The organism is Pseudomonas lijiangensis (assembly GCF_018968705.1).
In the GTDB taxonomy this organism is placed as follows: Bacteria; Pseudomonadota; Gammaproteobacteria; order Pseudomonadales; family Pseudomonadaceae; genus Aquipseudomonas; species Aquipseudomonas lijiangensis.
The window spans coordinates 2,481,071-2,507,826 of record NZ_CP076668.1; the positions used below are offsets into that span (position 1 = coordinate 2,481,071).

Here is a 26,756-nt window from a genome sequence, read left to right on the forward strand (position 1 = left end):
TCATGCATTTACTGAGAACCCAGCCGGGCGGTTTCGTACCCGACGACAGCATTGCCGACCTGGGGCAGACTCCGGCCGAGCTGGTGATTCTCTGCAGCGGCGATTCGAGCCTGGCCCTGCTGGCCGAAGCCGCGCAGCAACTGCCCGATGACTACCCGAGCCTGCGTCTGGCCAACCCGATGCAGGTGCAGAATCACGCCTCGGTGGACTTGTACGTCGATGAGGTGTTGCGCCACGCCAGGGTCATTCTGATTTCCCTGCATGGCGGTATTGGCTACTGGCGCTATGGCGTCGAGCGCTTGATGGAGCTGGCAGCCCGTGGCGTGCAGGTGATTCTGGTGCCGGGGGATGATCGTCCCGATCCGGAGCTGAGCGACCTGAGCACCGTGCCTGCCGAGGAGCGCGACCGACTCTGGCAGTTCCTGCGTCAGGGCGGCTTGCAGAATGCGCTGGACCTTTATCGTTGCATGGCCAGCAGCTGGCTTGAGCGCGATTACTCATGGGCTGAGCCCCAGCCACTGCCACGCACGGCCATCTATCACCCGCGCAAGGCGACGGCCACGCTGCCGGACTGGCAGGCAGACTGGACACCGGGGCATCCGGTGGTCGCGTTGCTGTTCTACCGCTCCCACTTGCAGGCAGCCAACACCGGTTTCATCGATGTGTTCTGCGAGCGCTTGCAGGCTCAAGGGCTCAATCCCTTGCCGATTGCGCTGGCGAGTCTCAAGGAGTCGGGTTGCCTGACCATGGTCGAGGACTGGCTGGATGAAGTCGAAGCCGAGCTGATCCTCAATACCACGGGCTTTGCCCAGTCCAGCCCCGAAGCGCCGCATCTGCGACCGTTTCGTCGCAATGTGCCGGTGATCCAGGCCATCTGCGCCCAGGACAACCAGCCCGCCTGGCAGGCCAGCGAGCAAGGCCTCGGGGCGCGGGATCTGGCGATGCACATTGCCTTGCCGGAACTGGACGGGCGCATCATCAGCCGGCCCATCAGTTTCAAGGACCTGGCCTGGCGCAGCGAGCGCAGCCAGTCGGACGTGGTGTGCTATCGCGCCCATCCCGAGCGCATGGACTTCGTCGCGCAACTGGCACGACGCTGGATCGAACTGGCGCGACTGCCCAATGCCAGCAAGCGGGTAGCGCTGATTCTGGCCAACTACCCGACCCGCGATGGCCGGATCGGCAACGGGGTAGGGCTCGACACGCCTGCGGCGGCGCTGAATATCCTGCGCGCCATGCAGAGCGAGGGCTATCCGCTGGCGCTGTTGCCTGAAAGCGGCACTGCGCTGATTCAGCAACTGCTGGGCGGCGTCACCAACGATCTGGAGAGCATCGACCTGCGCCCTTGCCAGCAAAGCATGGCGCTGGACGAGTACCTTGATGCCTTCGATGACTTGCCCCAGGCCAGCCGCGATGCGGTGAATGCCCGCTGGGGTGCGCCACAGAACGACCCGATGTTCCGCAGCGGGCGGATGATGATTGCCGGTATCCGCTTTGGCCTGACCTTTGTCGGCATTCAGCCTGCCCGTGGTTATCAGGTAGACCCCAGTGCGGTCTATCACGACCCCGATCTGGTGCCGCCTCACGGTTATCTCGCGTTCTACTTCTGGCTGCGCAAGGCGTATGGCGCCCATGCGGTGCTGCATGTGGGCAAGCATGGCAACCTGGAGTGGCTGCCGGGCAAGGGCGTCGGTCTTTCTCAAGACTGCTGGCCCGATGCAGTGCTGGGCGCGATGCCGAATATCTACCCGTTTATCGTCAACGATCCGGGCGAGGGTGCCCAGGCCAAGCGCCGCACCCAGGCGGTCATCATCGATCACCTGATGCCGCCCCTGACTCGCGCCGAAACCTACGGCCCGCTTCGCAATCTGGAGCTGCTGGCCGACGAATACTACGAGGCGCAACTGCTGGACCCGCGCCGGGCGCAGGAACTGCAACGGGACATTCTCAAGCTGGTGCGCGAAACCCGCATCGACCGGGAGCTGGCGCTGGACGAATCCATCGACAGCGACGCCGATGCCGCCATCTGGCTGCCGCGTCTGGACACCTATCTGTGTGACTTGAAGGAGTCGCAGATCCGCGATGGCCTGCATGTCTTTGGTCAATCCCCGCAAGGCCGTCTGCGTATCGACACGCTACTGGCACTGCTGCGCATTCCCCGTGGCGATGGCCGTGGCGCGCAGTCGAGTTTGCTTCGGGTGCTTGCCAAGGCTCTGGCGCTGGACTTTGACCCGCTGGATTGCGAGCTGGCCGAGCCCTGGAACGGTCCGCGTCCGTCCGTCTTGCTGGCAGTGAGTGGCGACCCATGGCGCACCACGGGCGATACCCGGGAGCGGCTTGAGCTGTATGCCGCGATTCTGATCGAACGCATCGTTGAGGCAGAGGCGATCGACGATCTGCCGGATCATCCTGAACTGGTGCTGGTTCTGGAAAGCCTTCGCGAGGTGGTCGCTCCGCGTCTGGATGCCTGCGGTCCCGAAGAGATGCGCGGTCTGCTGGATGCCCTGAATGGTCGTTTCGTACCTGCCGGGCCGAGCGGTGCGCCGAGTCGCGGGCGGCTGGACGTGCTGCCCACGGGCCGCAACTTCTTTACCGTGGATGTGCGCAACCTGCCGACCACTACGGCCTGGCGAATCGGTTTTCACTCGGCCAATCTTTTGCTGGAGCGCCATCTTCAGGATCATGGCGACCACTTGCGCCAGCTCGGCCTGTCGGTCTGGGGCACGGCCACCATGCGCACCGGTGGCGACGATATCGCCCAGGCCATGGCCTTGATGGGCGTGCGTCCGGTCTGGGCGACCGGTAGCCAGCGGGTCGATGACTTCGAGATTCTGCCCCTGAGCCTGCTGGATCGCCCCCGTGTTGACGTGACCTTGCGTGTATCCGGGTTCTTCCGTGATGCCTTTGCCAACCTGATCCGTCTGTTCGATGCCGCAGTACAGGCCGTTGCCGCTCTGGATGAACCGGACGATCAGAATCCGCTGGCGGCCCGTGTCCGTGAAGAGCGCCGCAGCTTTCAGGAGGCCGGCCTGAGTGAAGACGAAGCGGCGCGTCAGGCGGGCTGGCGCATTTTCGGCGCCAAGCCCGGTGCTTATGGCGCGGGTGTGCAGGGTGCCATCGATGGACGTCTGTGGCAGAGCCGTGAGGATCTGGCCGAGGTCTATCTGAACTGGGGTGGTTATGCCTACGGCGCGGCTGATGAAGGCACGCCTGCCCGGCAGAACTTCGCACAGCGCCTGTCCCGGGTTCAGGCCGTGGTGCAGAACCAGGATAACCGCGAGCATGACCTGCTGGATTCCAACGATTACTACCAGTTTCAGGGTGGCATGCTCGCTGCCGCCGAAAGCCTGAGCGGCCAGAAAACCGCCAGTTACCATGGCGACAACAGCCAGCCGGATCTGCCCAGGATTCGTACCCTGAAGGAAGAGCTGAACCGTGTGGTCCGCAGTCGTGCGGCCAATCCGAAATGGATCGAAGGCGTCAAGCGTCATGGCTACAAAGGTGCGTTCGAAATGGCTGCGACCGTGGACTTTCTGTTTGCGTTCGACGCCACCACTGAACTGATCGACGACCACCAATATGCATTGCTGGCCGATGCCTACCTGCTTGATCCGTCGACCCGCGACTTCATTCGCGAGCACAACCCCGATGCCCTGCGCGACATGACCGAGCGTATGCTCGAAGCCCAGCAGCGCGGCCTCTGGCAGGAGCCGGGTGACTATCGTGAAGCGCTGGAAGACCTGTTGCTGGATATAGAAGAGAGCTGATGACAAGCATGACCGATACCCCGCATTTTCCCCTGGCAGCAGTGGTCGGCGCCGATGACTTGAAACTGGCGCTGTGCCTGACGGCCATCGACCCGAAAATCGGCGGTGTGCTGATCGAAGGGCCGCGTGGCATGGCCAAGTCGACCCTGGCCCGTGGGCTGGCGGACTTGCTGGCCAGCGGTCAGTTTGTCACCTTGCCGTTGGGTGCCACTGAAGAGCGGCTGGTCGGCACTCTGGATCTGGATGCGGCGCTGTCCGAAGGTCGTGCGCAGTTTTCCCCCGGCGTTCTGGCCAAGGCAGACGGTGGCGTGCTGTATGTGGATGAGGTCAACCTGCTGGCTGATCATCTGGTGGACCTGTTGCTGGATGTCGCCGCCAGTGGCACCAATCTGGTGGAGCGCGATGGCATTTCCCACCGTCACGCGGCGCGCTTCGTGCTGATCGGCACCATGAACCCTGAAGAGGGCGAGTTGCGTCCGCAACTGCTGGACCGTTTCGGTTTGAATGTGGCCCTGAGTGGGCAGACGTTGCCGACCGAGCGCAGCCAGATCATCCGCCGTCGTCTGGATTTCGATGCCGACCCTCAGGCTTTTTGTCTGGCGTGGCAAGATCAGCAGCAGGCTTTGCAGCAACGTTGCGAGCAGGCCCGTGCGCTGTTGCCTGCCATCGAGCTTGATGATCGTTCGCTGGGTCTTGTGACGGAGCGCTGTTTTGCGGCGGGCGTCGATGGCATGCGTGCCGATCTGGTCTGGCTGCGTGCTGCGCGAGCCCATGCTGCATGGCGTGGCGTGGGTGTGATCGAAGAGCAGGATATCGACGCGGTGGCCGAGTTTGCCTTGCGTCATCGGCGTCGCGATCCAGCGTCCTCGGCACAGAATCCCGAACCGCCAGCGCCCGGCCAGGCCACACCACAGGAACCTCAACCTCAGAACGGGCAGGGCAGTTGGGGTGAATTGCCTGCCCGGCCTGTGCCCACCGGTGCGCGCCGCGAAGTGCCGAGCTGGCCAAAAAAGCCCTAGGCATCCGCCCTCGTTCGGCAAAGGGGGCGGATGCCAGTCCCCGTCCTGGCAGGCTGACTTCCGGGCGTCATGGTGCGGCGCGTTCAGGCATCGATGGTGCGATTGCCTGGCTGCCGACGCTGTTGCGCGGTCGTCCACAAAGCCGCCGCGACCTGGTACGCCAGCCTCGCAGCAGTCGGCCGACCGAGTTGTTGCTGGTGATTGTCGATGCCTCGGCCTCGACACGTCGTCATCAGGCATTGAGTCAGGCCAAGGGCGTGCTGGCTCAGGTCTTCGACGAGGCCTATCGCCGTCGTGCCAGACTGGCGCTGCTGACTGCCAGTGGCAATGTTCCCCGGTGGAAACATCAAGGCCTCAAGGCTTCGGCGGCATTACGGCCATGGCTGGATGCGTTGGGTGCGGGGGGCGGAACGCCGCTGTTCGCAGCCATCGAGCAGGCAAAAGACTGGTTGAAAATGCGACACCAGCGTTATCCCGCTGAACATTTGCGTGTGCTGATCCTCACCGATGGCCGGGTCAAGGATATGCCTCCGTGTTCAGGGTTCGACTGCGAGAGTCTGCTGATCGATATAGAGAAAGGGCCTATCCGGCTTGGCCGGGCGCGGGAACTGGCGCTAAGGCTGGGAGCCGGTTACCGGCATCTTGAAGAGCTTCGCGAATAAATTCGCTCCCACAAATCCTGTTGGAGCGAATTTATTCGCGATAAAGGATCAGGCCGGCATGGTCCACGGCTGAAGGCTGTAACCTTCATTGCTGATTTCTTCGCGAGCTTCTTTCAGAACACTGGCAAGTTGTGCAGGGTCGGAGTAAGCGCTGCTCGGGATCTGTTTACGACCGATAAGTGCGCAGGTGCGATCGATCACTGTAAGGCTCAGTTCTCCGCTTCCGGCCTGGGCTGCCCAGGCAACACACTGGAAAGGTGCAAAAGCGTTTCCAGCGATCAGAAGTGCATCGTTGAAGCGCAGTGGGGCGTTCATTTTCAATTCCTCAAAATGCCCATATCAGTCCAGGCACGTCGGCGGGCTTTACCGTTCGGCTGGTTACCTGTGTTGATGCCGAACAGGGTGGGGTGAGTCACACCGCTTGCCGGATATTTTCAATTTTTTTACATCCGTGCCGTATTCGGCTTGATCTGAGGCAACTTTTACGGTGTTCGGTTCAATGACCGGCAGAATTTTCTGACTGTAAAAACGTTACAACCTGTTTAATTACTTTTCGTTATGACCGATATATTTAAACGGTACAAGGGTGTGTCAAATATTTGCTAACGTAACATTCGGGCTCGTCAACTTACTGTTTATAAAAAGATTTTAATAACTCCACTCCATGTCGGGCGCCAAGGGAATCTACTATGCATGAAGCGGCCCAAACACGACGTTTATTGATTGTTGACCCCAGTGACGATTGTCATCAGTTGATCCCTGTCTTGCAGGCTGCCGGGTGGGCGGTGGACAGCAATACGCTGGAAGCGGCGCTTAACCAGCGTTGCGATGTCGGTCTGATTCGTCTCATGCCTGAGCATTTCGAGCACCCCGAAGCGGTCAAGGAGCTGATTACCCGCAGCAACACACAATGGATCGCCGTGCTTGCACCCAATGATTTGCGGCGCGAGAAAATCGGTGATTTTGTCTGCGAATGGTTCTTCGATTTCCATACCCTGCCTTTCGATGTGGCTCGCATGCAGGTCACTCTCGGGCGGGCTTATGGCATGGCGCGTCTGCGTGCGCAGGGTGCTAACCAGGTGTCCAGCGGCGATCACGAGATGCTGGGCGAGAGTCGTCCTATCCGGGAGCTGCGTCGGCTGCTGGGCAAGCTGGCACCTACCGAGTCGCCGGTATTGATCCGCGGCGAACGGGGCACAGGCAAGGAACTGGTGGCGCGTACCCTGCATATGCAGTCGCAGCGCCGTAACAAGCCCTTCGTTGCGGTCAATTGCGGGGCCATTGCCGAGCATCTGTTGCACACCGAACTGTTCGGCTATGAGAAGGGTGCCTTCAATGGTGCTCTCGAGCGCAAGATCGGTCGCATCGAGGCGGCCAACGGCGGGACGCTGTTTCTGGACGATATCGGTGATCTGCCACTGGAAACCCAGGCCCATCTGTTGCGCCTGTTACAGGACCGGCATATCGAGCGCTTCGGCGGCAACGAGGCCATCCCCGTGGATGTCCGGGTACTGGCCGCGACCCATGTGGACCTTGAAACAGCCATTCGCAAGAAGCGATTTCGAGAAGATCTGTACTATCGCCTCAATGTCCTGCAGGTCGGCACCGCACCACTGCGGGAGCGGCACGGAGATCTGGCCATGCTGGCCAACCATTTTGCGCATTTCTATAGCCAGGAAACCGGTCGACGCGCCCGCAACTTCAGTCAGGACGCGCTGATTGCCATGGGCAAGCATGACTGGCCCGGCAATGTGCGGGAACTGGCCAATCGGGTGCGGCGCGGGTTGGTGCTGGCCGAAGGGCGGCAGATCGAAGCGGCGGATCTGGGGCTGCTCGGTGAAGAAGACATTGCCAGCAGCATGGGGACGCTGGATGACTACAAGTCACGGGCCGAGCGTCAGGCGTTGTGCGATGTATTGACTCGCCACAGTGACAACCTCAGCGTTGCGGCCAAGGTTTTAGGTATTTCGCGGCCGACTTTCTACCGACTGTTGCACAAGCATCAAATCCGCTGAGTCAGCCAGTAGCTGCGTGACGGCCTCCAGTGCCTGTTCGCGGCGTGCCTCCCAGTTACCTCCGATAACCTGATAGTTCTGTCCATGGCGCTCCAGCCATTGTCGACTGTCCTCGAAGAATGCCTGCCGCTCGCTCAGTTGCGGCTGGCAGCGCTGTCCGTCACTGATCCAGTCGACGCCCTCGGGAGAAAGCAGCAGATGCAGGTCATAGTGCCTGTTGAGCAATTGCTGCTCGATCCACTGCGGGCAATCGCCGAACAGGGTCTTGCTCCAGAGCATATTGCTCAGCAGATGAGTGTCGAGGATCAGCAGCGGCGGGGCGGTAGCGCGGGCCGCGTCCTCCCAGGCCAGTTGGCCCCGGGCAATGTCGGGAATATCGCTGTAGACGGTGTCACGGCCTTGTTGCTCGATGAAGTGGCGCACGTACTCGCCCACCACCAGACCGCCGAAACGTTTGTGGATTTCGCCGGACAACCAGCTTTTGCCGCTGGATTCGGGGCCTGCCAGAACCAGTACTTTCATCGCGCCAGCGCCAGATCGTTGCGCCATTCACGCCAGCCTTGCACGGCCAGCAGGGTAAAGAGCCCATACAGCGCCGCAGTCAGGTACAACCCTTTGTAGATGAACAGGCCGACGAAGATGACATCCAGCACGATCCACAAGGGCCAGCACTGGAGCCGCTTTTGCGCCATCCACACCTGAGCCACAAGGCTGAAACCGGTCAGCGCGGCATCGAGCCAGGGCTGGGCAGCATCGGTCAGGTGAGCCATGAATGCACCGAGCACCAGGCTGATCAGCGCGCCGATTGCCAGGCCGCTCATGACCGGAACGCCCGGCAGAACCGTGACTGCCCGCACCGGCAGGCCATTGCCGTGGCGGGTCCATTGCAGCCAGCCATACACCTGCAGGCCGGCGTAGATCACTTGCAGCAGCATGTCCGAGTAGAGCTTTACGTCGAAGAAGATCCAGATATAGATCACCACCATCACCAGACCGATTGGCCAGCACCAGGGGTTCTGCTTCACTGTAAGCCAGACTGCTATCACGCCGAGGGCGGCAGCGAAGAGTTCAAGTCCGGACATGGCGGCTCCCTGAGAGTGGTCGAGATGAGTGGGCGCGCGATTGTAAGCGCTTCTGTGCAAGACCGGGAGACTCATCGACAAGTCGCGTGAGGCTTTACCTGCGCAGGTCTGCTAGCATCTCGGCGCTTTTACGCATCCTCTTCAAGAATTGTTCAGGTTCGGGTGCCCATAGTTACAACCTTTTTGCAAAACAACACGAATGAGCGAGCCACTGGCAGCGCTTTATGGGGGAATGATGGATCTTTGGACCGCCGCTCAGGCGTTGATATTGGGTATTGTCGAGGGGCTGACGGAATTTCTGCCGATTTCCAGTACGGGGCATCAGATCATCGTCGCCGACTTGATCGGCTTTGGTGGCGAACGGGCCATGGCGTTCAATATCATCATCCAGCTCGGTGCCATTCTGGCCGTGGTCTGGGAGTTTCGGCGCAAGATCATCGACGTGGTCGTTGGCTTGCCCAAACAGCAACAGGCGCAGCGTTTCACCATCAACCTGCTGATCGCTTTCCTGCCGGCCGTGGTGTTGGGGGTGATTTTTGCGGACCTGATTCACCACTACCTGTTCAACCCCATCACCGTCGCGACCGCTCTGGTGATTGGCGGCGTGATCATGCTCTGGGCCGAGCGTCGCCAGCATGTGGTACGTGCCGAAACAGTTGACGACATGACTTGGGTCGATGCCTTGAAAGTGGGCTGCGCCCAGTGTCTGGCAATGATTCCGGGGACTTCGCGCTCGGGCTCGACCATCATCGGTGGCCTGCTGTTCGGCCTCTCGCGCAAGGCTGCGACCGAGTTCTCGTTCTTCCTGGCCATGCCGACCATGGTCGGTGCTGCCGTGTATTCGGGCTACAAGTACCGTGAGCTGTTCCGCCCCGAAGACTTTGCAGTGTTCGCGGTAGGTTTCGTTGTCTCGTTCATCTTCGCCATGATTGCCGTGCGTGGCCTGCTCAAGTTCATCGCCACCCACAGCTATGCCGTGTTTGCCTGGTATCGCATCGTCTTTGGCCTGCTGATCCTTGCCACCTGGCAGTTTGGCTGGATCGACTGGGCTGCGGCCAAGGGATGACCTTGCCACGGCAGCGCTCTTCGACTCAGAGACCGAACCGGGGCGGTGCTCCGGTTCAGAACCTGAATCTCAAGGTGTGCATCCTTGCGCTGTTGTGTGTGATGCCTGCCTATGGCGCAGGCATGTCCTGGTTCAAGTCAGGCATGCCAATTGTGCTTGCAGCTTATGTGCTCGTGAGTCTGCTGGCATTCCTGATTTACCGGCATGACAAACGTCAGGCCGGTAATGGCGGCTGGCGTACTCCCGAAAACGTTCTGCACCTGACTGAACTGTTGGGTGGCTGGCCCGGTGCTTTGCTGGGCCAACAGGTGTTCCGGCACAAGACGCGCAAAGTGTCTTTCCAGCTGGTGTTCTGGCTGATCGTGCTGGGGCATCAGTTGTTCTGGATCGATCAGCTGTTTCTCGACAGTGGCTGGTTCAAACCCTGGTTTTCACAGCTTGAGCGCCACTTGCAGGCGCTTCGGTAGCTTGCTGACCACCAGTTGATGGGAGCGGGTCAGCAAGTCCCTGATTTCTTCATCGCTCAAGGCATGGGGCTGCTGGACACTGATCCAGTGGGCCCGCGCCAGATAAGGTGCCGGGCGAATCCCCGGGCGATCCACATAGCCCAGGAACAGATCCGGATTGACCTTGAACGACAAGCCCTGGCCTGCAAGGTCCATCACCGCGAACATCTTTTTCTCGGCAATGGAGAACACGCGTACGCCACCCCATTTGTAGTCTTCACGGGCTCCGGGCAGGCTCAGGCAGAAACGGGCGATATCTTCGGTTTGCATGGTTCGGGCAGCCTCCATTTCTAAATTGTTCGATAGTCGCACGAATAATCCCCGAGTGGATTGTCTGCCCGTGCGGCTGTGTCTACTGTGCATCTTTTGTCTTGTCGGGAGCCTGAAATGTCTACTGTGCAACTCTCTGAAGGTGAACTCAATTATCTGCTGGAAGGCCCGACCGATGCGCCCGTGCTGGTGTTGTCCAACTCACTGGGCACCGATCTGCACATGTGGGATGCGCAGATGCCGGCATTCACCCGGCATTTTCGCGTACTGCGTTACGACACTCGCGGCCATGGCCGCTCTCTGGTCAGCGAAGGCCCTTACAGTATCGAACGCAATGGTCGTGATGTGCTGGCGTTGCTGGATGCGCTGCATATCGACAAGGTGTCTTTCTGCGGTCTGTCCATGGGCGGGCTGATCGGTCAATGGCTGGCGATCAATGCGCCCGAGCGTCTTGAGCGTGTGGTGCTGTGCAACACCGCATCGAAGATCGGCACGCCTGAGGTGTGGAATCCACGCATCGAGACCGTACTGCGCGATGGCAAGAACGCCATGATCGCGCTGCGGGATGCCTCGATTGCGCGCTGGTTCACGCCTGAGTTCGCTGTGGCCGAGCCTGAAAAAGTCGAAAGCATCGTTGGCATGCTGGCGCAGACCTCGCCCCAGGGTTATGCCGCCAACTGCGCCGCTGTGCGCGATGCCGATTTCCGTGACCTGATTGCCTCCATCGGCCTGCCGGTTCTGGTGGTGTGCGGCACTCAGGATGCCGTGACCACACCGGCAGACGGGCGCTTCATGATCGAGCGTATTCAGGGCGCACAGATGATCGAGCTGCATGCGGCGCATCTGTCGAACGTCGAGGCAGGGGAATTGTTCATGCAGCCCGTGCTGGCATTTCTGACTGGCGAATGACTCACGCTGTCCCCACCCCCGTAGCGCTGCCATAATCGCCACTCAGAATGCGAGGGTGGCGCGGTGTTTGATCTCAATGATCTGTTCTATTTCGTTCAGGTGGTCGAGTGCCAGGGATTTGCGGCGGCCAGTCGCAAGCTGGGTATTCCCAAGTCCAAGCTCAGTCGCCGGGTGGCAGGGCTTGAAGAGCGCCTTGGGGTCAGGCTGATTCAGCGCTCCACACGCAAGTTTGCCGTCACCGAAAGCGGCCGTGATTACTACGGCCACTGTGTCGCGATGATGGTCGAGGCCGAGGCTGCCGAAGAAGCCATCGCCCGTTCCAGGGCCGAGCCTCAAGGGCGAGTGAGCATCAGTTGCCCGCCGGGGCTGGCAGCCATGGGCGTCAGTGAAACCATTGCCCGTTTCATGGTGGCCCATCCCAAGGTTCAGGTGCATGTCGAAAGCTCCAATCGGCGCGTCGATCCCTTGACCGAAAACATCGATATCGCCTTGCGCGTTCGCTTTCCGCCTCTGGAGGATGACGGGCTGGTGGTCAAGATTCTCGGGCACAGTGCCCAGCGTCTGGTTGCGCATCCGGCACTGGCCAGCCAGTTGTCCGCCACGCCCACTTTTGAAGAGCTGTCGGCCATGCCCAGCCTTGATTTTCCGTCATCGACTCACGAGCATCGCTGGGTGCTGATTACCGGGGCTGGCGAGTATGCCGAGGTGCGACACACGCCCAAACTGATCTGTTCCGACCTGACAACCATTCGCGAGGCTGCGTTGCATGGAGTAGGGGTTGCGCAACTTCCGGAGATTCTCGTACGGGAGGCTTTGCAGGATGGTCGGCTGGTGGAGCTGTTCGCCGGGTCCCCGCCCAAGTGTGGCATCGTGCATGCCGTATTCGCATCGCGTCGTGGCTTGCTGCCCGCAGTCAGAGGGTTGCTGGATGCGCTGGATGAGGATTTCAAGGTATTACAGGCCGACCTGGGAGATGCTCGCTGTCCTATAAGTGGAACGAAGCATCATGTTTTTGCCGACTAATTGATAATTGGAATTGCATATAGGATGACCGCCATTGATCGCCCGATGGCGATTCTCATTAGGGAAGTCCGTTATGACAATTCTGCACATCGATTCCAGCATTCTTGGCGACCATTCCGCTTCACGTCAGCTCAGCCGTAGTGTTGTCCAGGCTTATCAGGCCATCAATGCCGATAGCCAGGTGATCTACCGCGACCTGGCCAGCGATGCCCTGAGCCATTTCTCGGCTGCCACTCTGGCTGCTGCAGGCACTCCGGCTGAAAGCCGTGATGCCGCACAACAGCAGGAAGTCGATGCAAACGAGGCGATCTTGCAGGAGTTTCTGGCTGCTGATGTGTTGATTCTGGGCGCACCGATGTACAACTTCACCATTCCCAGCCAGCTCAAGGCCTGGATCGACCGGATCACCGTTGCCGGTCGCACTTTCCGCTACAGCGAGGCTGGCCCCGAAGGCCTGTGCGCCGGCAAGAAAGTCATCGTCGTTTCCACCTCCGGTGGTTTGCATGTCGGCCAGCCAACGGGCGTCGGTCATGAAGAGCTGCTCAAGGCTTTGTTCGCCTTCATCGGTGTGACCGATCTGCAATTCGTACGCGCCCATGGCCTGGCTTATGGCGAAGAGCCCCGCGCCAATGCCATGAGTGCCGCACAACAGCATATTGAAGAGAGCCTGTTCGCAGCGGCCTGATCGCCACGATTTGCTCTTGAACCCGACAGCCCGGCGCATGGATTTGTGTCGGGCTGTCGGGTTTTTGCTGTCTATACGCTGCAACCCGAAACCTTGACAGCTTCCTTACAGGTAAGCGGAACTGTCCGGCAGTAATATGGCCCTCAGTCGGAACGCAGACGTCCGATAAAATAGTCTGGCCCGGCTTATGCACTATTTAGTGTTTAAAGACTCTCATTTCCTGTGAGAGCCGGGTGGCCGGGGCATGAAGCCCGATATCGGCGCAGAAACGGAATGTTCGGGACTACAAAGGATGAGTCTTCAAATGGTACGTCTTTGTGCAGCGATGCTGGTTATTCTGCTCAATGGCCTGATTTCAGTGCAGGCGCAGGCAGATGAGGAGTGGAGCGCAGGCTTTCATGAGCTGAGCTTTCCCGACCCTCTGGATTCGCAACTGATGCAGGCTTTTGCTTTCTACCCGTCCACGGGGTCAGAGCAGGTGAGCGTGCTGCAGGGGTACAGGGTCGAAGCCGGTGAAGATGCACCGATTGCCATGGGGCGTTTCCCCTTGCTGCTGTTGTCTCACGGCAACACCGGTAATCCGCTGGCACTGCATGATCTGGCGACGTCTCTGGCCCGTCAGGGTTTTGTGGTGGTGGCCGTGATGCATCCCGGCGATAACTATCGCGATCACAGCCGTCTTGGCAGCCTGAGCAACCTTTACGGTCGCCCGCTGCAGATTTCCGAAGCCATCAGCGCAGCCTTGCTTGATCCCATGCTGTCGCCTTATCTCAATTCCCGTCAGGTCGGTGTGATCGGTTATTCGGCCGGTGGCGAAACCGCGTTGATCCTGGCCGGAGCCCAGCCCGACCTCAAGCGCCTGCGCCAGTACTGCGTGGAGCGCCCCGACGATCGCGATGCCTGCAAGACTCAAGGGGAACTGGTGGCTGATCGGGATGACCTGCATGCCCAGGCCGATCCGCGAGTGGGTGCGCTGATGCTCATGGCACCCCTTAGCCTGATGTTCGGTCGTCACACCCTGAGCGATGTGCATGTGCCGGTGCTGATGTATGCCGGAGACGACGATCAATTGCTGCCCATCGACAAGAATGCCGAGGCGCTGGCGCGCAAACTGCCGCAAGTCTCGGATTACAAGTTGCTGGCGGGTGCAGGGCACTTCGTGTTCATGGCGCCGTGCAGCGATGAGCAGCGGGCAACCATGCCGCTGCTGTGCACCGACCGTGAAGGCGTGGATCGCGAAGATATCCATCGCACCCTCAGTGCCGAAGCGGTGCGGTTTTTCAGCAGCACGCTGGGCTCATCCGATGAGGATCGTTCCGGTATGCAGACAGCCCATCATCAATGGCCCGACTCGCTGCTGCCTTCTGCCAGCGATCTCAGGTAGTCGCCAAAACCGCCTCTGGCCCGTGGGTCGAGGCGGGTGCTGGTGGTGACTCTTGGTCTGCAACTCCAGGCGATGCGGGCACCGCTGAGTTCCAGCTGGCGGACAAGGTGAACATCCTCATGGCAGGCCAGCAAGGGAAAACCTCCGGCCCGCAGATAGGCAGCGGCACTCACGCCCAGATTGGCACCATGAATGTGCCGATGCCCGTCGCGATGCTGATAGTGCTGCTCAAACAGCGTCTGCACGGCGGCTGACAGGCCATTTTCCTGCACGGGGAGTGTGATGGTGCCACAGACGGCGTCGGCATCCAGTGCCAGTTGTTCCACCAGCCAGTCGGCGGCCACGTTGCTGTCGCCATCGGTGCTGGCCAGCCAGCGGGCACCTTTTTCCAGCAGATAGCCTGCGCCTGCCGCGCGTGCCTGCCCGACATTGCGTGCGGCCAGATCAAGGGTGATGACGCCATGCTTCAGGGCGATATCGGCCGAATGATCGGTGCAACTGTCCAGCACCACCAGGATGGTGACCTGCTCGCCATTCAAGCCCGGGTGCCTGCTGGCCTGGAGCAGGCTTTCAAGGCAGGCTCCGAGCAGTTTTTCTTCGTTGTGTACCGGGATCAGAATACCTATCAACGGAGATTTTCCCGAGTGGCCACTGAGACTGGATCGTGACTCCAGAGGTCCAGCAGAAAGTCATCTTCGTGATGACTGAACAAGCGGTGCATCTTCAAGCGCTCGTCCAGCACCTCATGAACCCGCTCGGCATTCAGGGGGCAGTCTTCTATGTCGGGTCGCCAGTGACAGGCCAGTAACTGGCCGCCGGACTTGAGTGAGGCCAGCGCGCAGTCGATCCAGCGCTGCAGGTCTTCGAGATCCAGGTAGTAGCCCAGTTCGCTGAATACGATCAGGTCGAACTGCCCCTCTGGCCATTGTTGCGGAAGCCTGGCGTGCAGCACCCGGGCGTGCTGGAAAGGTGCAAGGCGTTCACGGGCAAGGTCCACGGCCAGGGCCGAAGTATCGCAGCACAGTAAATGGTCGCAGCGCCCGGCCAGTCCGGCGCTCAGTTCGCCATTGGCGCAACCGGGTTCGAAAATCGCGGTATATCGCTCGCGGGGCAGGGCGGCCAGGGTCAGGGCGCGTTTGCGGCGCTCATACCAGCGTTGCCGGAAAGCCCATGGGTCGTTGTTGTCGCGGAAAATTTCATCGAAGTACTGCTCCGTGACACTCATATGAAAACCACCTCGAAGGGTTGCAACAATCGTTCAAGAATCCCGGCAGGCAGTATCGGCGAGAGGCCGATGTCCGGGTCGCCCTGCAACTGGCTGGCAAAGGCATGGGCCGCATGACGCTTACGGGCAATGGTCATGGGGTCAAGCAAGACCTTGCGGGCGCGATCCCAGGGCAGGCGGTCATCCTCGGGACTTGCCCAGTGCCAGGCCCAGACCGGTACTTCATTGAGGCTGGCGCCGACCGTGGCGCAGGCACGTGCGCAGGCCCGACCGACCGCCTCATGATCGGGGTGACCATCTTCGGCCCAGGTGGTGAACACCACATCGGTGGGCAACAGATAGCGCTCGATGAACTTCTCCAGTTTTTCCTCCTGGATGGCGACAGCACCGTCAGGGAAGCCGCCACGAATCCATTGCAGGCGATGCAGTGGCAGGTCGAGACGGCGCAAGGCTTCGGCGCTTTCCTGAGGACGGATTACACTCAGGCGCTCGCTGGGCCACAGTTGCGAGCCGGGATGGCTGGCACTGCCGTCGGTGACTGACAGCAGCTTCAGACTCCGCTCCAGTTGCGCCAGCTGGCACATCAGGCCACCGCAGCCCAGGACTTCATCATCCGGGTGAGGAGCGACAATGACGGCCCGTGAGTGGGGCGGTACCAGCAAGTCGGCACTGATGACGGGTACTGCGGCCAGTTTCTGTGAGGCATTCCAGGCTTTGAGGCTGGTGCCGCGACCGGCTATCAGTTTTTTCTTCATGGTTACCAGGCTGCACCCCATGGGCTGTTCAATGTCTTGCCTGCCAGTTGCCCGAGCACCGCCAGGTCTTTCTCGGCGTGGCTCTGGCGCAGGAAGACCGGAAGGTCGGCCATCAGGCGGGCGAAATGGGCGTCCTTGCAGTAAGGCGTTGCTCCCAGCGCACGCCCTACATGATGGATGACCTGTTCGGCGGTGTTTTCAACATGGGCACGGCAACGTCGGGCCAGTTGTTCGGCATTCTCGGCTGGTGCCCGATCCAGACTTGCAGCGGCTGCCTCGAGAAGTTGGCCAGCACTGTACAAAGCCACATCCACTGCACCCAGATGGGCGAGGGCATGGGGTTCTTCCTTGCCGGCCTGTGATAAAAGCCGCTGCGCCAGTGCGCCCGAAGCGCCATACCAGCAAGCTGCAATGCCGATGCCTCCCTGCCAGAAGCCTGGACGTGACAGGTACGCACCGGGCGTGCCGACCAGCGAGACCCTGGCATGCTCGAATTGAACGTCGATACTGCCCGTTGCTCCCATGCCGACGGCGCGCCATCCGGCGGCCGCGATATGAATGCCGGGTTGGTCGAGAGCAACGGCAACCAGTTGCTGTCGATTGTCCTCATCCCAGGCGGTGATCAGAGCGTGGCTCAAGACTGCTGCGCCCGAACACCAGGCCTTGCGTCCATCGAGTCGCAACGAATCGGCCTTGCCGCTGAGGTTGACCCTGGCATTCGGTGGCTCTGCAGCCCACATGCCCCAGGTGGTGCCGGGACCGGGCGGCTCGGCACCCAGTTCCTGCATGATCGCCAGTGCATCGGTATGGCCTTCGTAGAGTTTGCACAACCCCAGATCATGAGCGGCTACACACGCCAGCGCCTGCCAGCGCTCCAGGGTCCTGCCACTGGCGGGCATCGGCAGACGATCGAGACCTTCGTTCACCAATGCCCGCAGGCACTCGCCCAGCGCCTGCGTATCGGCATAGCCGTGCCTGCGCCAGTCGAGAAACTCCTTGAGTGCCTGGGTCATGACTGATCTTCACGTTGCAGCTCGAACAGCAGCAGCGAGCGTGGGGTCACGGTGTAGCGGGAACCGAAGTCGAATTGCTCCTTGCTGCGCAGGTCCTCCTGATTGGTATCGATCAGGCAGGTGAAGTGCGTGCCTTCCGGGACTTGCGGGAAGGTGAAGTCCACACCTTCATGGTGAGCGTTGACCATCAGCAGCAGGGTGGCATCGGCACCCGGGCGACGAATGCCGGTTTCCTGGGCGCGACCATCCATCAGCATGCCCAGGCAGCGGGCGTTGCTGTCATGCCATTGCTCGACGCTCATTTCATTGCCGTCCGGTGCCAGCCAGGTGACATCCTTGACCCCGATTTCCTCGTTGTAGTCACCCACCAGGAAGCGACTGCGGCGCAGGATCGGGTAGCTCTGGCGAAGCTTGATCACACGCTTGACGAACTTGAGCAGCGCCTTGCCATCGGAATCCAGGTCCCAGTTGACCCAGCCGATCTCGCTGTCCTGGCAGTAGGCATTGTTGTTGCCATGCTGGGTGCGGGCGAATTCGTCGCCGGCCACCATCATCGGCGTGCCCTGGGCCAGCAGCAGCGTGGCGAAGAAGTTGCGCATCTGGCGCAGGCGCAACTGGTTGATTTCAACGTTGTCCGTCGGGCCTTCGACACCGTGGTTCCAGGACAGGTTGTTATTGCTGCCGTCCTGATTGTTCTCGTCGTTGGCTTCGTTGTGCTTGTCGTTGTAGGACACCAGGTCATGCAGGGTGAAGCCGTCGTGGGCAGTGATGAAGTTCACCGAGGCCTGAGGGCGACGTCCGCGCTGATTGAACATGTTGCCCGAGGCGGTCATACGCCCGGCAAAGTCGGCAAGCTGATTGTCGTCGCCTTTCCAGAAAGCGCGCACGGTGTCGCGGAACTTGTCGTTCCATTCCATCCAGCCCGGCGGGAAGCCACCGACCTGATAACCGCCGGGGCCGCAGTCCCAAGGCTCGGCAATGAGTTTGACCTGACGCAGGACCGGGTCCTGGCGACAGGCGACCAGGAAGCTGTGGCGCTCATCGAAACCGTCGTGGTAGCGGCCCAGAATGGTCGCCAGGTCGAAACGGAAACCGTCGACATGCATCTCCGACGCCCAGTAGCGCAAGGAGTCGGTGACCATCTGCAAAACGCAAGGGTGGCTCAGGTCCAGAGTGTTGCCTGTGCCTGAATCGTTGATATAGAAGCGCTTGTCGTCCGGCATCAACCGGTAATACGAGGCGTTATCGATGCCGCGCATGGACAGGGTCGGCCCCAGCTCGTTGCCTTCTGCGGTGTGGTTGTAGACCACATCGAGAATGACCTCCAGCCCGGCATGGTGCATGTGGGCGATCATTTCCTTGAACTCGGCGATCTTGCCGTGTGCCAGGTATCGCGGGTCCGGGGCGAAGAAGGCGATGCTGTTGTAGCCCCAGTAGTTGGTCATGCCTTTTTGCAGCAGGTGCTGGTCATTGACGAAGGCATGCACCGGCAGCAGCTCGACCGCAGTCACCCCCAGCTTGCGCACGTGATCGATGACTTCCTCGACCATCAGCCCGGAGAAGGTGCCGCGCAATTCTTCCGGTACGGCAGGGTGGCGCATGGTGAAACCGCGTACGTGGGTTTCATAGAGAATGGTCTTGTCCCAGGGCGTGCCGACCCGCTGGTCGCGGCCCCAAGTGTAGGCCGGGTCGATGACTTTGCTCTTGGGCACGAAGGGTGCACTGTCACGCTCATCGAAACTCAGGTCGCCATCCGGGTGGCCGATGGTGTAGCCGAACAAGGCTTCCGACCATTTCAATTCGCCGACCAGTTGTTTGGCATAGGGGTCGATGAGCAGTTTGTTATGGTTGAAGCGATGGCCATTCTTCGGGTCGTAAGGGCCATAGACCCTGTAGCCGTAGATCAGGCCGGGATGCGCGTCGGGAAGGTAGCCGTGAAAGATTTCATCGGTGTACTCCGGCAGCTCGATACGCTCCAGCTCCACCTCGCCGCTGGAGTCGAACAGGCACAGTTCTACCTTGGTCGCGTTGGCGGAGAACAACGCAAAGTTGACCCCCAGACCGTCCCAGCTGGCGCCGAGGGGGAAGGGCAGTCCTTCACGAATGCGTGAGGTCGAGCCGGCCGGTGTTTCGTGAGTCGTCGAAGTATCGCTTTTCACGGTTTTGGACTTTGTATTCATGATTCCTTCCTGACTCGATGATGACTTTGCAGGCAGCCGAAACCGCTATCGAAACCTGACAGCTTCAATACTGCTGAAGAGAGATGCCGGGGTTGCCGCAGGTCACGTCTCGATCTGGCGCGACATCTGCGGCAGTGGGCAGGTACTGGACCTGTAGGGTTTCAGGTTGTCGGTGGCTTGCGGGGTTTCTTCGCCGCAGGCTTGGGCGGTTGCTCTGCCTGTGCGGGGGTGGACTTGGGTTTTGCAGCGGGTTTTGGCTTGGGTGCTGCTGCCGGCTTGGCTGCAGGTGCTGCCTTGGCGGCCGGTTTGGAAGGCGCAGTCTTCGGTGCTGCGTCTACCTTGGGCAGCTTGGGCTTGTTGGCTTTGCTGGCACTGGTTTTATCCGGAGCCAGAGCTTCGGCTTCTGCCAGTTTGCGTGCCATTTCCCAATGGCGCTGCTCATGCCCAACAGGCTTACCTTCCGATTCCCATATCTGATAGGCAAATTCGCGGATTCTTTTTTCGTCGGCACTCATCTCGACACTCCCAGGTATCACATAGTTTGAATAAGCAGGTTTACAGAAAATTCCTTGAGCGCTGCACTGAGCTGTATTTCCCTGTCATTTATGGCTACGACGTCAGAAAAGAGGCCCTTCCAGTCTGGATGTGAATCAGCGAATGGCAGAATGATTCGTGTATCGCCCCAATTGGCAGCATTAATGAATGGAGTTTGCGCAGTGCCCAATAGTTCACTGCTTGTGCGTGGAACAACAACGATGGCGCGCTCGCCCTCCCATACACGAGCGAAAGCCACTACATGCTCTGCCTGACTGCCCGTTACTTTCAGGGGCAGATACTCCCCGTGACTGAACAGCTCCGAATGTCCGGCGCGCAGATTCAGCACCTGCGCGATCAATGCCTGTTTGACTCTGCCGTCCTGCCAGTCGCTCAGCAGGTCGCTGGCTTTTGCAGACTCGGCCAGTGCCTGTTCGCGGGCCTTGTAGTCCACCGGACGACGGTTGTCCGGGTCCACGAGGCTGAAATCCCAGAACTCGGTGCCCTGATACAGATCCGGCACGCCTGGCACGGTCATGCGCAGCAAGGTTTGCGCCAGGCTGTTGAGGGCTCCGGCGGCTGCGATACGATTGGCAGTGGCGCCCAGAGACTGGCGCAGCGCCAGGGCTTCGGGTGCCAGCAGCAGGCGTTGCAGGAATTCCCGGCAGGCACTTTCGTAGGCCTGATTGGGTGCGCCCCAACTGCTTTGCAGTTTGGCTTCGCGCAGGGCTTTTTCCTGCCACTGAACCATACGCCGGGCATAGGCTTCGTGAGCTTCTTCGCCTTCCAGTTCCAGCGGCCAACTGCCCAGCAGGGCTTGATAGAGCATCAGCTCGTCGCCCGCGCTGATGGTCGGATCCTCACCCTTGAGTGGCACCGCCAGTTGCCGCCAGCGCTCCACCTGTTCGGCATACCAGCCCGCACATTCACTGAGCACGGCCAGTCGTGTGCGGGTATCTTCCCCACGTTTGTGGTCGTGGGTCGCGGTCGCCAGCAGGTTGTTGGCGAACTTCTCATGGCGTTGCTGGCAGGCCTGATGGAAGGCTTCCACCGGGGCACTGAAGTGTTGGGGATGAAAGCCCACGTCGTTACGCGACAGCAGCACTGCCGAGCGATAGAACGCAGTGTCCTCCACGGACTTGGCAGCCACGGGGGAGGTGAGTTGCTGAAAGCGTACGCAGGCCTTGCGGTGCAGATCGCGCAGGCGTCCGCGTGGCAGCTTGCGCCAGGGTTCGCCACCCAGCCAGCGTTGCAGGTAATCCAGCACTGGCCAGTCGCCTTCGTTGAGGCTGGTGCGTGCGCCCTGCATGGCTTGCTGGAAGAAACGATCGTCTTCTGCCGAGCGCCCGCAGGCGCTGATGTAGGTCCGGTAGATCGGGAAGTTCACCACCAGCGCCAGCAGCGCACGGCGAATGGCTCCCAGCGTCAGGTCGCGACTCATCAGGTCGCTGCGCGCCACCTGTAGCAGTGCCTGGGCAAGATTCTCGAAATCTCCGGCAAGGGTGCCATGCAACACAAGATCACGGGCCACCAGGACTTCCTGATCGAAGTCGGCCGTGCGCTCCGTCAGCCGGTTCCAGAGCTCGGCCAGAGGGGCCTGACCCTTGGGATCGTGCTGGAGCAGAGACACCTGATTCATGAACTCGTAACCAGTGGTCCCGTCCACGCTCCAGTCGTCGCGCAATGGTTCATCGGGGCCGAGGATTTTCTCGACGAAAATCGGCAGGTGTTCCAGTTGCGCATGGGCAGGGCGATGTTTGAGCAGCCCTTGCACCCGGCGATGGAGTTTTCGGCCATAGCCGCGAGGGTCGGCGAGCCCGTCGATATGGTCGATACGCAGGCCGTCCACCAGACCTTCTTCGATCAACTGGAAAATCTTGCCGTGGGTGGCCTCGAAAACCATGGGCCGCTCGACCCGCAGGCCGCCCAGTTCATTGATGTCGAAAAAGCGCCGCCAGTTGATGTCATCGGCAGCGGTGCGCCAGCTTGCCAGTCGGTAATGCTGACGCTCCAGCAAGTGATGCAGACGCTCGAAGCCTTCTTGCTCTTTTGAATCGAACCGGGCAATCCCTTGTTCGATGGCTTGAAGGATCTCCGGGACTCTGGCCAGTTCCGCCAGTTCGGCCTTGGCCTGCCGGGCGCGTTCGTAGGCCTGGGGGTATTGATTCAGTGCGCCGAAGCGCTGGCCCAGTTCGGTCAGTTGCGGGTGGCCGCTGGCATGCAGCAGTGGACCGTAGGTGGTGGGTGTCACCGGAAAATGATGCTGATAGTGTTCGATGTGAAACGAGCCGTGCTTCGCATCGAAGCGCAACGGAATCTCACCGGCCTGTAGCACCGCGCCATAATCGCTGCTCAGGAAAGGCAGCAGCAACTGGCCTTCCAGCAACGGGTCGGGAGAGTTCCACTGAATATCGAAGAAGCTGGCATAAGGGCTGCCGCGTCCCCATTCCAGAAGGTCGAGCCACCAGGGATTGTCGGCGCCACCGACGGCCATGTGGTTGGAAACGATATCGAGGATCAGGCCCATGCCGTGGGCGCGCAGGGCTTCCACCAGACGGCGCAGCGCCGGTTCTCCACCCAGTTGCGGGTTGATGATCGTCGGGTCGACCACGTCGTAGCCATGCATGGAATCGGCACGTGCCTTGAGCAGTGGCGAGGCGTAGATATGGCTGATGCCCAGGCTGGCAAAGTAGGGCACCAATGGCACGGCGTCGTCGAGGGTGAAGTCCTTGTGGAATTGCAGGCGCTGGGTGGCGCGCAAGGGTTGAAGGGTCATGCTCATCGGTCACGCTCCGCAGCTTGCAGCCGGGATTGGGACAGCAATTCCAGTCGTCGTGCAGCGTCTTCATTGTCGAGCAGGGCGGCGCTTTCTGCATTGAAGCGGCGCCGCCAGTTTGGATGACTGTCGATGGTGCCAGGCAGATTGGCCTGTTCATGAACGCCCAGTGCATCTTCCATGGGCAACAGCACCAGCGGCGCCCGGGTATGACCCAGATAACGGATCCCGGCATCGATGATGCGGGTGAAGTCCTCGGTATCGGCAGGCAGGTTGTCGTTGTTCTGGCTCAGGGCGCGGCGCAGGCCGTCATATTCACGGGCGCGCTCTTCACGCCAATGCCGCTCGCTCTGCTCGTCGAGATGACCGAGGCGCGAATGCCACTCGATGTCCAGTTCGCTCAGCCAGCCTGACAGGGTTGGCAGGTCGTGGGTGCTGGTGGTTGCCAGTGCTTCATCCGACCAGTCGAGGATAGGCTTGAAATGGCCGTTATTCTGCTCGAACAGCAGGACGCGCATGCCCAGAATCGCCCGGGCCGAGAGTTTTTCATGCAGGCCTTCAGGGACCGTGCCCAGGTCTTCTCCGAGTACGATTGCCTTGTGCCGCCAGGATTCCAGGCTCAGCAGGCGCAGCATGTCGTCCAGGGGATAATTAAGGTAGGCACCTTCGCTGGGAGGCGAGCCCAATGGCACGACCCACAGGCGTTGCAGGCCCATCACGTGGTCGATTCGCAGGCCGCCGGCATGGGCGAAGTTGGCCCGCAGCATCTCGATGAAGGCCCGGAAGCCGTTGCGCTTCAGCCCTTCGGGAGAAAAGGCCGAGATGCCCCAGCTTTGTCCCGAGCGATTGAGAATATCCGGTGGTGCGCCAACGGTCAGCGCCGACAGCAGTTCGTCCTGGCGACTCCAGGCCTGACTGCCGGCGCCGTCCGCGCCCACTGCCAGGTCCGCGATCAGGCCGACACGCATGCCGCTGCTGCGTGCAGCCACCTGCGCACGTTCCAGGCTGCGCGCAATCAGCCACTGCGCGAAGGCATGAAAGCTGATCAGCGGACCATGGGCGGCAGCGAACAGGGCAATGGCTTCACTGCGCGGCTCTTTCAGCTCGTCCGGCCATTCATGCCAGTTGTCACTGATGCCCATGTTCTGGCTTTCAGCGCGCAGGGCTTCGAAGCGGCAATGGTTTTCCAGGGCTTCACCGCCGGTATGGCGGAAACTGTTGAAGTCTTCATGCAGCGGATGCGCACCGGTGCTGAACGCTTCATAGAGTGCGTGAAGGGCTTTCCATTTGGCACTGGCGGCGGCAGGCCAGTCGATCAATTGCAGATCTTCCAGGCGCTTGAATTCATCGCTCACACCGGCGTCTTCAATAGCCTGTCGCCAGGCCCGTTCGCCAAGGATCATGCCTGGCGAAGCGTAAAGACTGTTGAGGAACAGGCGGCTGGAAGGGGAATAAGGACTGTAGCGTTGCGGGTCGCTGGCGAACATGGCGTGGATGGGGCTGATCGCCAGGGCATCGGCGCCTCTTTCGCCCGCCGAACGCACCAGGGCTTCAAGCGCCTGGGTGTCGCCGAATCCGCCATCACCTTCACGACGCAGACCGTACAGCTGTACCGTCAGGCCCCAGGTGCGAGGCGTCTTGACATCGGTGGCCATGGACATGCTGAAGCAAGTGTCTGGCGCGACAGCAATGGTCAGGTGCTGACCGGCTATCTCCAGTTGTTGATAGCCGACGGTTGCCAGGGCCGGTAGTTCGGCGTTGGAGGTGAGTCTGGCGGCCAGTCGCGAACCGTCTTCCAGGTGCAGGACAAAAGGTGTCTCGGGCTCGAACCACTCCGACAGGTCCAGATTCTTGCCATGATCCACAGTCAGCAGCGGCGGGGCGCTGGCACCGTGGCGGGCGGTCTGCAACTGCAGCATGCTGGCGTCGATGGCTTCGCTGCTGTCTGCCCGATAACCGAGGGCTTCAAGAACCTTGCGCAAGACCTGAGGGCTGACCGTCTGCGGGCGAGCGTTGGCATCGACCCAGTGCACCGACAAGCCTGCTTCAGTGGCAAGTCTCTCCAATTGCTCATTGCTCATCCTGTTCCTCCAGAACATCACTTGCTGTCAGGCTGACAATGGCCATGTAAGGATTGAGGGTGCCCTGTGGGGAAAGTTCTACCGGATGTGACTGAGTGGTAAAGAGAATCGTAGCGCTCTTCTGTTCAGGCGCCAGTACCGGGTGTTTGCCCAGATTCAGATCGATGCGCAGGACACTGCCGTCGCCCATTCGCCACCGGGCACTGACTGCACCATCGCCCAGCACTTCGCAGCCCAATGGGCGTGTGCCCGGCAGGCGAGGAACGATCTCGCGATGGCGGATGCTCAGCAATTGCCTGTAGAGCTGCAGCCAGTTTCGGTGCTCGCTGCCTTTATCGGTTTGCGGTTCGATGGCCTCGAAGTCGGGACGCGAGGCCATGAAGGTCTGCGGATCGTTGGGATCGGGGATGTGCTCGCGGCGTTCTTCATCGGCAAAGGCTGCGAAAGCGGCGAACTCTTTTCGTCGTCCTTCGCGAACGGCGTCGGCCAGTTCGCCATGGTGGCTGGTGAAGAACAGAAAAGGCTCGCTGGCTCCCCATTCATCGCCCATGAACATCAACGGGATCATCGGGGACAACAACAGCAGTGCGGTTGCCGCCTTGAGCGCTGGGGCAGGGCAGAGCTGAGTCAGTCGCTCGCCCAGGGCGCGATTGCCGATCTGGTCGTGATTCTGCAGAAACAGGACGAAGGCGCTGGGTTCGAGGTGCCCGCTGGGCTCGCCACGGTTGTGGCCATGCTGGGTCGCTTCGCCCTGATAGACGAAACCTTCGCTCAGCAGGCGCGCCAGCTTGCGGGTCGGTTCCTGGGCGAAATCCGCATAATAGGCATCGGTTTCGCCGGTCAGCAGGACATGCAGCGTATTGTGCCCGTCATCGTTCCACTGGGCATCGAAGCCTTGTTGAAGCAGCTGTGCCTGATTGAATTCGTTTTCCAGATTCAGCCAGACATGCCGGTCCTTGCTGATCTGCTGGCGTACACGACGGGCAAATTCGGGCAGAAAGGTGTCGTCCTTGATGGCATGCACCGCATCCAGTCGTAGCCCGTCGAAACGGTAGTCGAGCAGCCACATCAAGGCGTTATCGATGAAGAAGTCGCGAACTTGTGGCCGACGAAAATCGATGGCATCGCCCCATGGCGTCTTTACATCGCTGCGAAAGAAGCTTTTGGCGTAGCTGCCCAGATAATTACCGTCCGGGCCGAAATGGTTGTAGACCACATCAAGAATCACCATCAGACCAAGGCCGTGGGCCGTGTCTATCAGGTGCTTGAGTTGGTCCGGGGTGCCATAGGACGACTGGGGTGCATAAGGCAGTACGCCGTCGTATCCCCAGTTGCGATCACCGGGAAACTGCGCCAGCGGCATCAGCTCGATGGCGGTGACACCCAGCTCTGCAAGACGTGCCAGATGGCTCTCTGCTGCGGCATAGCCGCCCAGTGCGCCCACATGAACTTCCTGGATGACGGCTTCATGCCAAGGCCGACCCTGCCAGTGGTTGTGTTGCCACTGGTAGGCCTGATGGTCGATCACGATGCTCCGGGAGTGCACATCATCGACCTGGGCGCGGGAGGCCGGGTCGGGCACCTCCAGCTTCCTGTCGATCCTGTAGAGGTACCGAGTGCCCGCTGTACAGCGGGCCTCGACGGCAAACCAGCCGTCCTCCTGTGCTTCCATGCTCAAGGATCGCCCATCACCCAGTTCGACACTTACATCCTGGGCATCCGGTGCCCAAATGGCGAACCGGGTGTGTTCGGGGTTCAACAAAACGGCGCCGTGGCGCCCGCTATCGTCTGTACGCACAGGCAT

Annotated in this window: 23 protein-coding genes; 10 read left to right on the plus strand and 13 right to left on the minus strand. The window is 60.6% G+C overall.

Annotated elements, in window-relative coordinates:
* The first annotated feature begins 2 nt into the window (after nucleotides 1-2).
* Genes cobN through KQP88_RS10835 form a run of 3 tightly spaced genes read left to right on the plus strand, consistent with a single transcriptional unit; the run spans nucleotide 3 to nucleotide 5,448 of the window.
* A complete protein-coding gene (cobN, locus tag KQP88_RS10825) occupies nucleotides 3-3,767 on the plus strand; it encodes a cobaltochelatase subunit CobN (RefSeq protein ID WP_216705660.1) in 3,765 nt (1,254 codons plus the stop codon).
* Between the two features lie 8 nt (nucleotides 3,768-3,775).
* Nucleotides 3,776-4,786, plus strand: a complete 1,011-nt coding sequence (locus KQP88_RS10830; protein WP_216705930.1) for an ATP-binding protein — start codon at nucleotides 3,776-3,778, stop codon at nucleotides 4,784-4,786.
* 53 nt (nucleotides 4,787-4,839) lie between these two features.
* Nucleotides 4,840-5,448, plus strand: a complete 609-nt coding sequence (locus KQP88_RS10835) for a vWA domain-containing protein (protein WP_216705931.1) — start codon at nucleotides 4,840-4,842, stop codon at nucleotides 5,446-5,448.
* A gap of 48 nt (nucleotides 5,449-5,496) precedes the next feature.
* On the opposite strand, the gene KQP88_RS10840 is transcribed toward KQP88_RS10835, so the two are convergent.
* A complete protein-coding gene (locus tag KQP88_RS10840; RefSeq protein WP_200994853.1) occupies nucleotides 5,497-5,763 on the minus strand; it encodes a hypothetical protein in 267 nt (88 codons plus the stop codon).
* Between the two features lie 374 nt (nucleotides 5,764-6,137).
* Here KQP88_RS10840 and KQP88_RS10845 point away from each other — a divergent pair, with 374 nt between their 5' ends.
* Nucleotides 6,138-7,463, plus strand: coding sequence for a sigma-54 dependent transcriptional regulator (locus tag KQP88_RS10845; RefSeq protein ID WP_198728874.1), 1,326 nt, complete (start codon nucleotides 6,138-6,140; stop codon nucleotides 7,461-7,463).
* Here KQP88_RS10845 and KQP88_RS10850 read toward each other — a convergent pair.
* The gene (locus KQP88_RS10850) at nucleotides 7,407-7,985 is read right to left on the minus strand and encodes an AAA family ATPase (RefSeq protein ID WP_216705661.1); all 579 of its coding nucleotides are present in this window, start codon (nucleotides 7,983-7,985) and stop codon (nucleotides 7,407-7,409) included. The two genes, KQP88_RS10845 and KQP88_RS10850, sit on opposite strands and share 57 nt — an antisense overlap.
* The gene (gene pnuC, locus KQP88_RS10855; RefSeq protein ID WP_216705662.1) at nucleotides 7,982-8,545 is read right to left on the minus strand and encodes a nicotinamide riboside transporter PnuC; all 564 of its coding nucleotides are present in this window, start codon (nucleotides 8,543-8,545) and stop codon (nucleotides 7,982-7,984) included. The genes KQP88_RS10850 and pnuC overlap by 4 nt, the downstream gene beginning before the upstream one ends.
* A 235-nt stretch (nucleotides 8,546-8,780) precedes the next feature.
* Here pnuC and KQP88_RS10860 point away from each other — a divergent pair, with 235 nt between their 5' ends.
* Both KQP88_RS10860 and KQP88_RS10865 read left to right on the plus strand, forming a co-directional pair.
* Nucleotides 8,781-9,611, plus strand: a complete 831-nt coding sequence (locus KQP88_RS10860) for an undecaprenyl-diphosphate phosphatase (protein ID WP_216705663.1) — start codon at nucleotides 8,781-8,783, stop codon at nucleotides 9,609-9,611.
* 2 nt (nucleotides 9,612-9,613) lie between these two features.
* The gene (locus KQP88_RS10865; protein ID WP_407681836.1) at nucleotides 9,614-10,078 is read left to right on the plus strand and encodes a DUF1294 domain-containing protein; all 465 of its coding nucleotides are present in this window, start codon (nucleotides 9,614-9,616) and stop codon (nucleotides 10,076-10,078) included.
* On the opposite strand, the gene KQP88_RS10870 is transcribed toward KQP88_RS10865, so the two are convergent.
* On the minus strand, nucleotides 10,043-10,405 hold the full coding sequence (locus KQP88_RS10870) for an MmcQ/YjbR family DNA-binding protein (RefSeq protein ID WP_374011519.1): 363 nt from the start codon (nucleotides 10,403-10,405) through the stop codon (nucleotides 10,043-10,045). The two genes, KQP88_RS10865 and KQP88_RS10870, sit on opposite strands and share 36 nt — an antisense overlap.
* Before the next feature lie 99 nt (nucleotides 10,406-10,504).
* Between KQP88_RS10870 and pcaD the strand changes: the two genes are divergently transcribed.
* The 4 genes from pcaD to KQP88_RS10890 all read left to right on the plus strand — a co-directional run bounded on the left by pcaD (nucleotide 10,505) and on the right by KQP88_RS10890 (nucleotide 14,388).
* Nucleotides 10,505-11,296, plus strand: coding sequence for a 3-oxoadipate enol-lactonase (gene pcaD, locus KQP88_RS10875; RefSeq protein WP_216705665.1), 792 nt, complete (start codon nucleotides 10,505-10,507; stop codon nucleotides 11,294-11,296).
* A gap of 63 nt (nucleotides 11,297-11,359) precedes the next feature.
* On the plus strand, nucleotides 11,360-12,319 hold the full coding sequence (locus KQP88_RS10880) for a LysR substrate-binding domain-containing protein (protein ID WP_216705666.1): 960 nt from the start codon (nucleotides 11,360-11,362) through the stop codon (nucleotides 12,317-12,319).
* A 73-nt stretch (nucleotides 12,320-12,392) separates the two neighbouring features.
* Nucleotides 12,393-13,004, plus strand: a complete 612-nt coding sequence (locus KQP88_RS10885; protein ID WP_200994861.1) for an FMN-dependent NADH-azoreductase — start codon at nucleotides 12,393-12,395, stop codon at nucleotides 13,002-13,004.
* 304 nt (nucleotides 13,005-13,308) lie between these two features.
* Nucleotides 13,309-14,388 carry an alpha/beta hydrolase family protein gene (locus tag KQP88_RS10890; RefSeq protein ID WP_200994948.1) on the plus strand — a complete coding sequence of 360 codons (1,080 nt, stop codon included), beginning with the start codon at nucleotides 13,309-13,311 and terminating at the stop codon, nucleotides 14,386-14,388.
* Here the strand turns inward: KQP88_RS10890 and KQP88_RS10895 are convergent.
* From KQP88_RS10895 to treZ, 9 genes are all read right to left on the minus strand, one after another.
* Nucleotides 14,343-15,017 (minus strand): glycosyltransferase, encoded by a 675-nt coding sequence (locus tag KQP88_RS10895; protein ID WP_216705667.1) that lies wholly within the window; start codon nucleotides 15,015-15,017, stop codon nucleotides 14,343-14,345. The two genes, KQP88_RS10890 and KQP88_RS10895, sit on opposite strands and share 46 nt — an antisense overlap.
* Nucleotides 15,014-15,613 carry a class I SAM-dependent DNA methyltransferase gene (locus tag KQP88_RS10900; protein ID WP_216705668.1) on the minus strand — a complete coding sequence of 200 codons (600 nt, stop codon included), beginning with the start codon at nucleotides 15,611-15,613 and terminating at the stop codon, nucleotides 15,014-15,016. Before KQP88_RS10900 ends, KQP88_RS10895 begins: the two co-directional genes overlap by 4 nt.
* Nucleotides 15,610-16,368, minus strand: coding sequence for a PIG-L deacetylase family protein (locus tag KQP88_RS10905; RefSeq protein ID WP_216705669.1), 759 nt, complete (start codon nucleotides 16,366-16,368; stop codon nucleotides 15,610-15,612). Before KQP88_RS10905 ends, KQP88_RS10900 begins: the two co-directional genes overlap by 4 nt.
* A 2-nt stretch (nucleotides 16,369-16,370) precedes the next feature.
* The gene (locus tag KQP88_RS10910; RefSeq protein WP_216705670.1) at nucleotides 16,371-17,381 is read right to left on the minus strand and encodes an acyl-CoA dehydrogenase family protein; all 1,011 of its coding nucleotides are present in this window, start codon (nucleotides 17,379-17,381) and stop codon (nucleotides 16,371-16,373) included.
* On the minus strand, nucleotides 17,378-19,561 hold the full coding sequence (glgX, locus tag KQP88_RS10915; RefSeq protein ID WP_253950579.1) for a glycogen debranching protein GlgX: 2,184 nt from the start codon (nucleotides 19,559-19,561) through the stop codon (nucleotides 17,378-17,380). Before glgX ends, KQP88_RS10910 begins: the two co-directional genes overlap by 4 nt.
* Nucleotides 19,562-19,722: 161 nt before the next feature.
* Complete coding sequence (locus KQP88_RS10920) at nucleotides 19,723-20,076, minus strand: DUF2934 domain-containing protein (RefSeq protein ID WP_216705671.1); 354 nt, start codon at nucleotides 20,074-20,076, stop codon at nucleotides 19,723-19,725.
* Between the two features lie 17 nt (nucleotides 20,077-20,093).
* Nucleotides 20,094-22,877, minus strand: coding sequence for a malto-oligosyltrehalose synthase (locus KQP88_RS10925; protein ID WP_216705672.1), 2,784 nt, complete (start codon nucleotides 22,875-22,877; stop codon nucleotides 20,094-20,096).
* A complete protein-coding gene (gene malQ, locus KQP88_RS10930) occupies nucleotides 22,874-24,952 on the minus strand; it encodes a 4-alpha-glucanotransferase (RefSeq protein ID WP_216705673.1) in 2,079 nt (692 codons plus the stop codon). The genes KQP88_RS10925 and malQ overlap by 4 nt, the downstream gene beginning before the upstream one ends.
* Nucleotides 24,942-26,756 (minus strand): malto-oligosyltrehalose trehalohydrolase, encoded by a 1,815-nt coding sequence (gene treZ / locus KQP88_RS10935; protein ID WP_216705674.1) that lies wholly within the window; start codon nucleotides 26,754-26,756, stop codon nucleotides 24,942-24,944. The genes malQ and treZ overlap by 11 nt, the downstream gene beginning before the upstream one ends.

Bases quoted from the DNA above. Each gene is read 5' to 3' on its own strand.
- KQP88_RS10905 (WP_216705669.1), bottom strand. From the start codon at position 16,368: ATGAAGAAAAAACTGATAGCCGGTCGCGGCACCAGCCTCAAAGCCTGG.
- KQP88_RS10860 (WP_216705663.1), top strand. From the start codon at position 8,781: ATGGATCTTTGGACCGCCGCTCAGGCGTTGATATTGGGTATTGTCGAG.
- KQP88_RS10885 (WP_200994861.1), top strand. From the start codon at position 12,393: ATGACAATTCTGCACATCGATTCCAGCATTCTTGGCGACCATTCCGCT.
- KQP88_RS10900 (WP_216705668.1), bottom strand. From the start codon at position 15,613: ATGAGTGTCACGGAGCAGTACTTCGATGAAATTTTCCGCGACAACAAC.
- KQP88_RS10925 (WP_216705672.1), bottom strand. From the start codon at position 22,877: ATGAGCATGACCCTTCAACCCTTGCGCGCCACCCAGCGCCTGCAATTC.
- KQP88_RS10890 (WP_200994948.1), top strand. From the start codon at position 13,309: ATGGTACGTCTTTGTGCAGCGATGCTGGTTATTCTGCTCAATGGCCTG.
- KQP88_RS10910 (WP_216705670.1), bottom strand. From the start codon at position 17,381: ATGACCCAGGCACTCAAGGAGTTTCTCGACTGGCGCAGGCACGGCTAT.
- cobN (WP_216705660.1), top strand. From the start codon at position 3: ATGCATTTACTGAGAACCCAGCCGGGCGGTTTCGTACCCGACGACAGC.
- KQP88_RS10830 (WP_216705930.1), top strand. From the start codon at position 3,776: ATGACCGATACCCCGCATTTTCCCCTGGCAGCAGTGGTCGGCGCCGAT.
- treZ (WP_216705674.1), bottom strand. From the start codon at position 26,756: ATGCCTGTGCGTACAGACGATAGCGGGCGCCACGGCGCCGTTTTGTTG.
- pnuC (WP_216705662.1), bottom strand. From the start codon at position 8,545: ATGTCCGGACTTGAACTCTTCGCTGCCGCCCTCGGCGTGATAGCAGTC.
- KQP88_RS10840 (WP_200994853.1), bottom strand. From the start codon at position 5,763: ATGAACGCCCCACTGCGCTTCAACGATGCACTTCTGATCGCTGGAAAC.
- malQ (WP_216705673.1), bottom strand. From the start codon at position 24,952: ATGAGCAATGAGCAATTGGAGAGACTTGCCACTGAAGCAGGCTTGTCG.
- KQP88_RS10845 (WP_198728874.1), top strand. From the start codon at position 6,138: ATGCATGAAGCGGCCCAAACACGACGTTTATTGATTGTTGACCCCAGT.
- KQP88_RS10920 (WP_216705671.1), bottom strand. From the start codon at position 20,076: ATGAGTGCCGACGAAAAAAGAATCCGCGAATTTGCCTATCAGATATGG.
- glgX (WP_253950579.1), bottom strand. From the start codon at position 19,561: ATGAATACAAAGTCCAAAACCGTGAAAAGCGATACTTCGACGACTCAC.
- KQP88_RS10870 (WP_374011519.1), bottom strand. From the start codon at position 10,405: ATGGAGGCTGCCCGAACCATGCAAACCGAAGATATCGCCCGTTTCTGC.
- KQP88_RS10850 (WP_216705661.1), bottom strand. From the start codon at position 7,985: ATGAAAGTACTGGTTCTGGCAGGCCCCGAATCCAGCGGCAAAAGCTGG.
- pcaD (WP_216705665.1), top strand. From the start codon at position 10,505: ATGTCTACTGTGCAACTCTCTGAAGGTGAACTCAATTATCTGCTGGAA.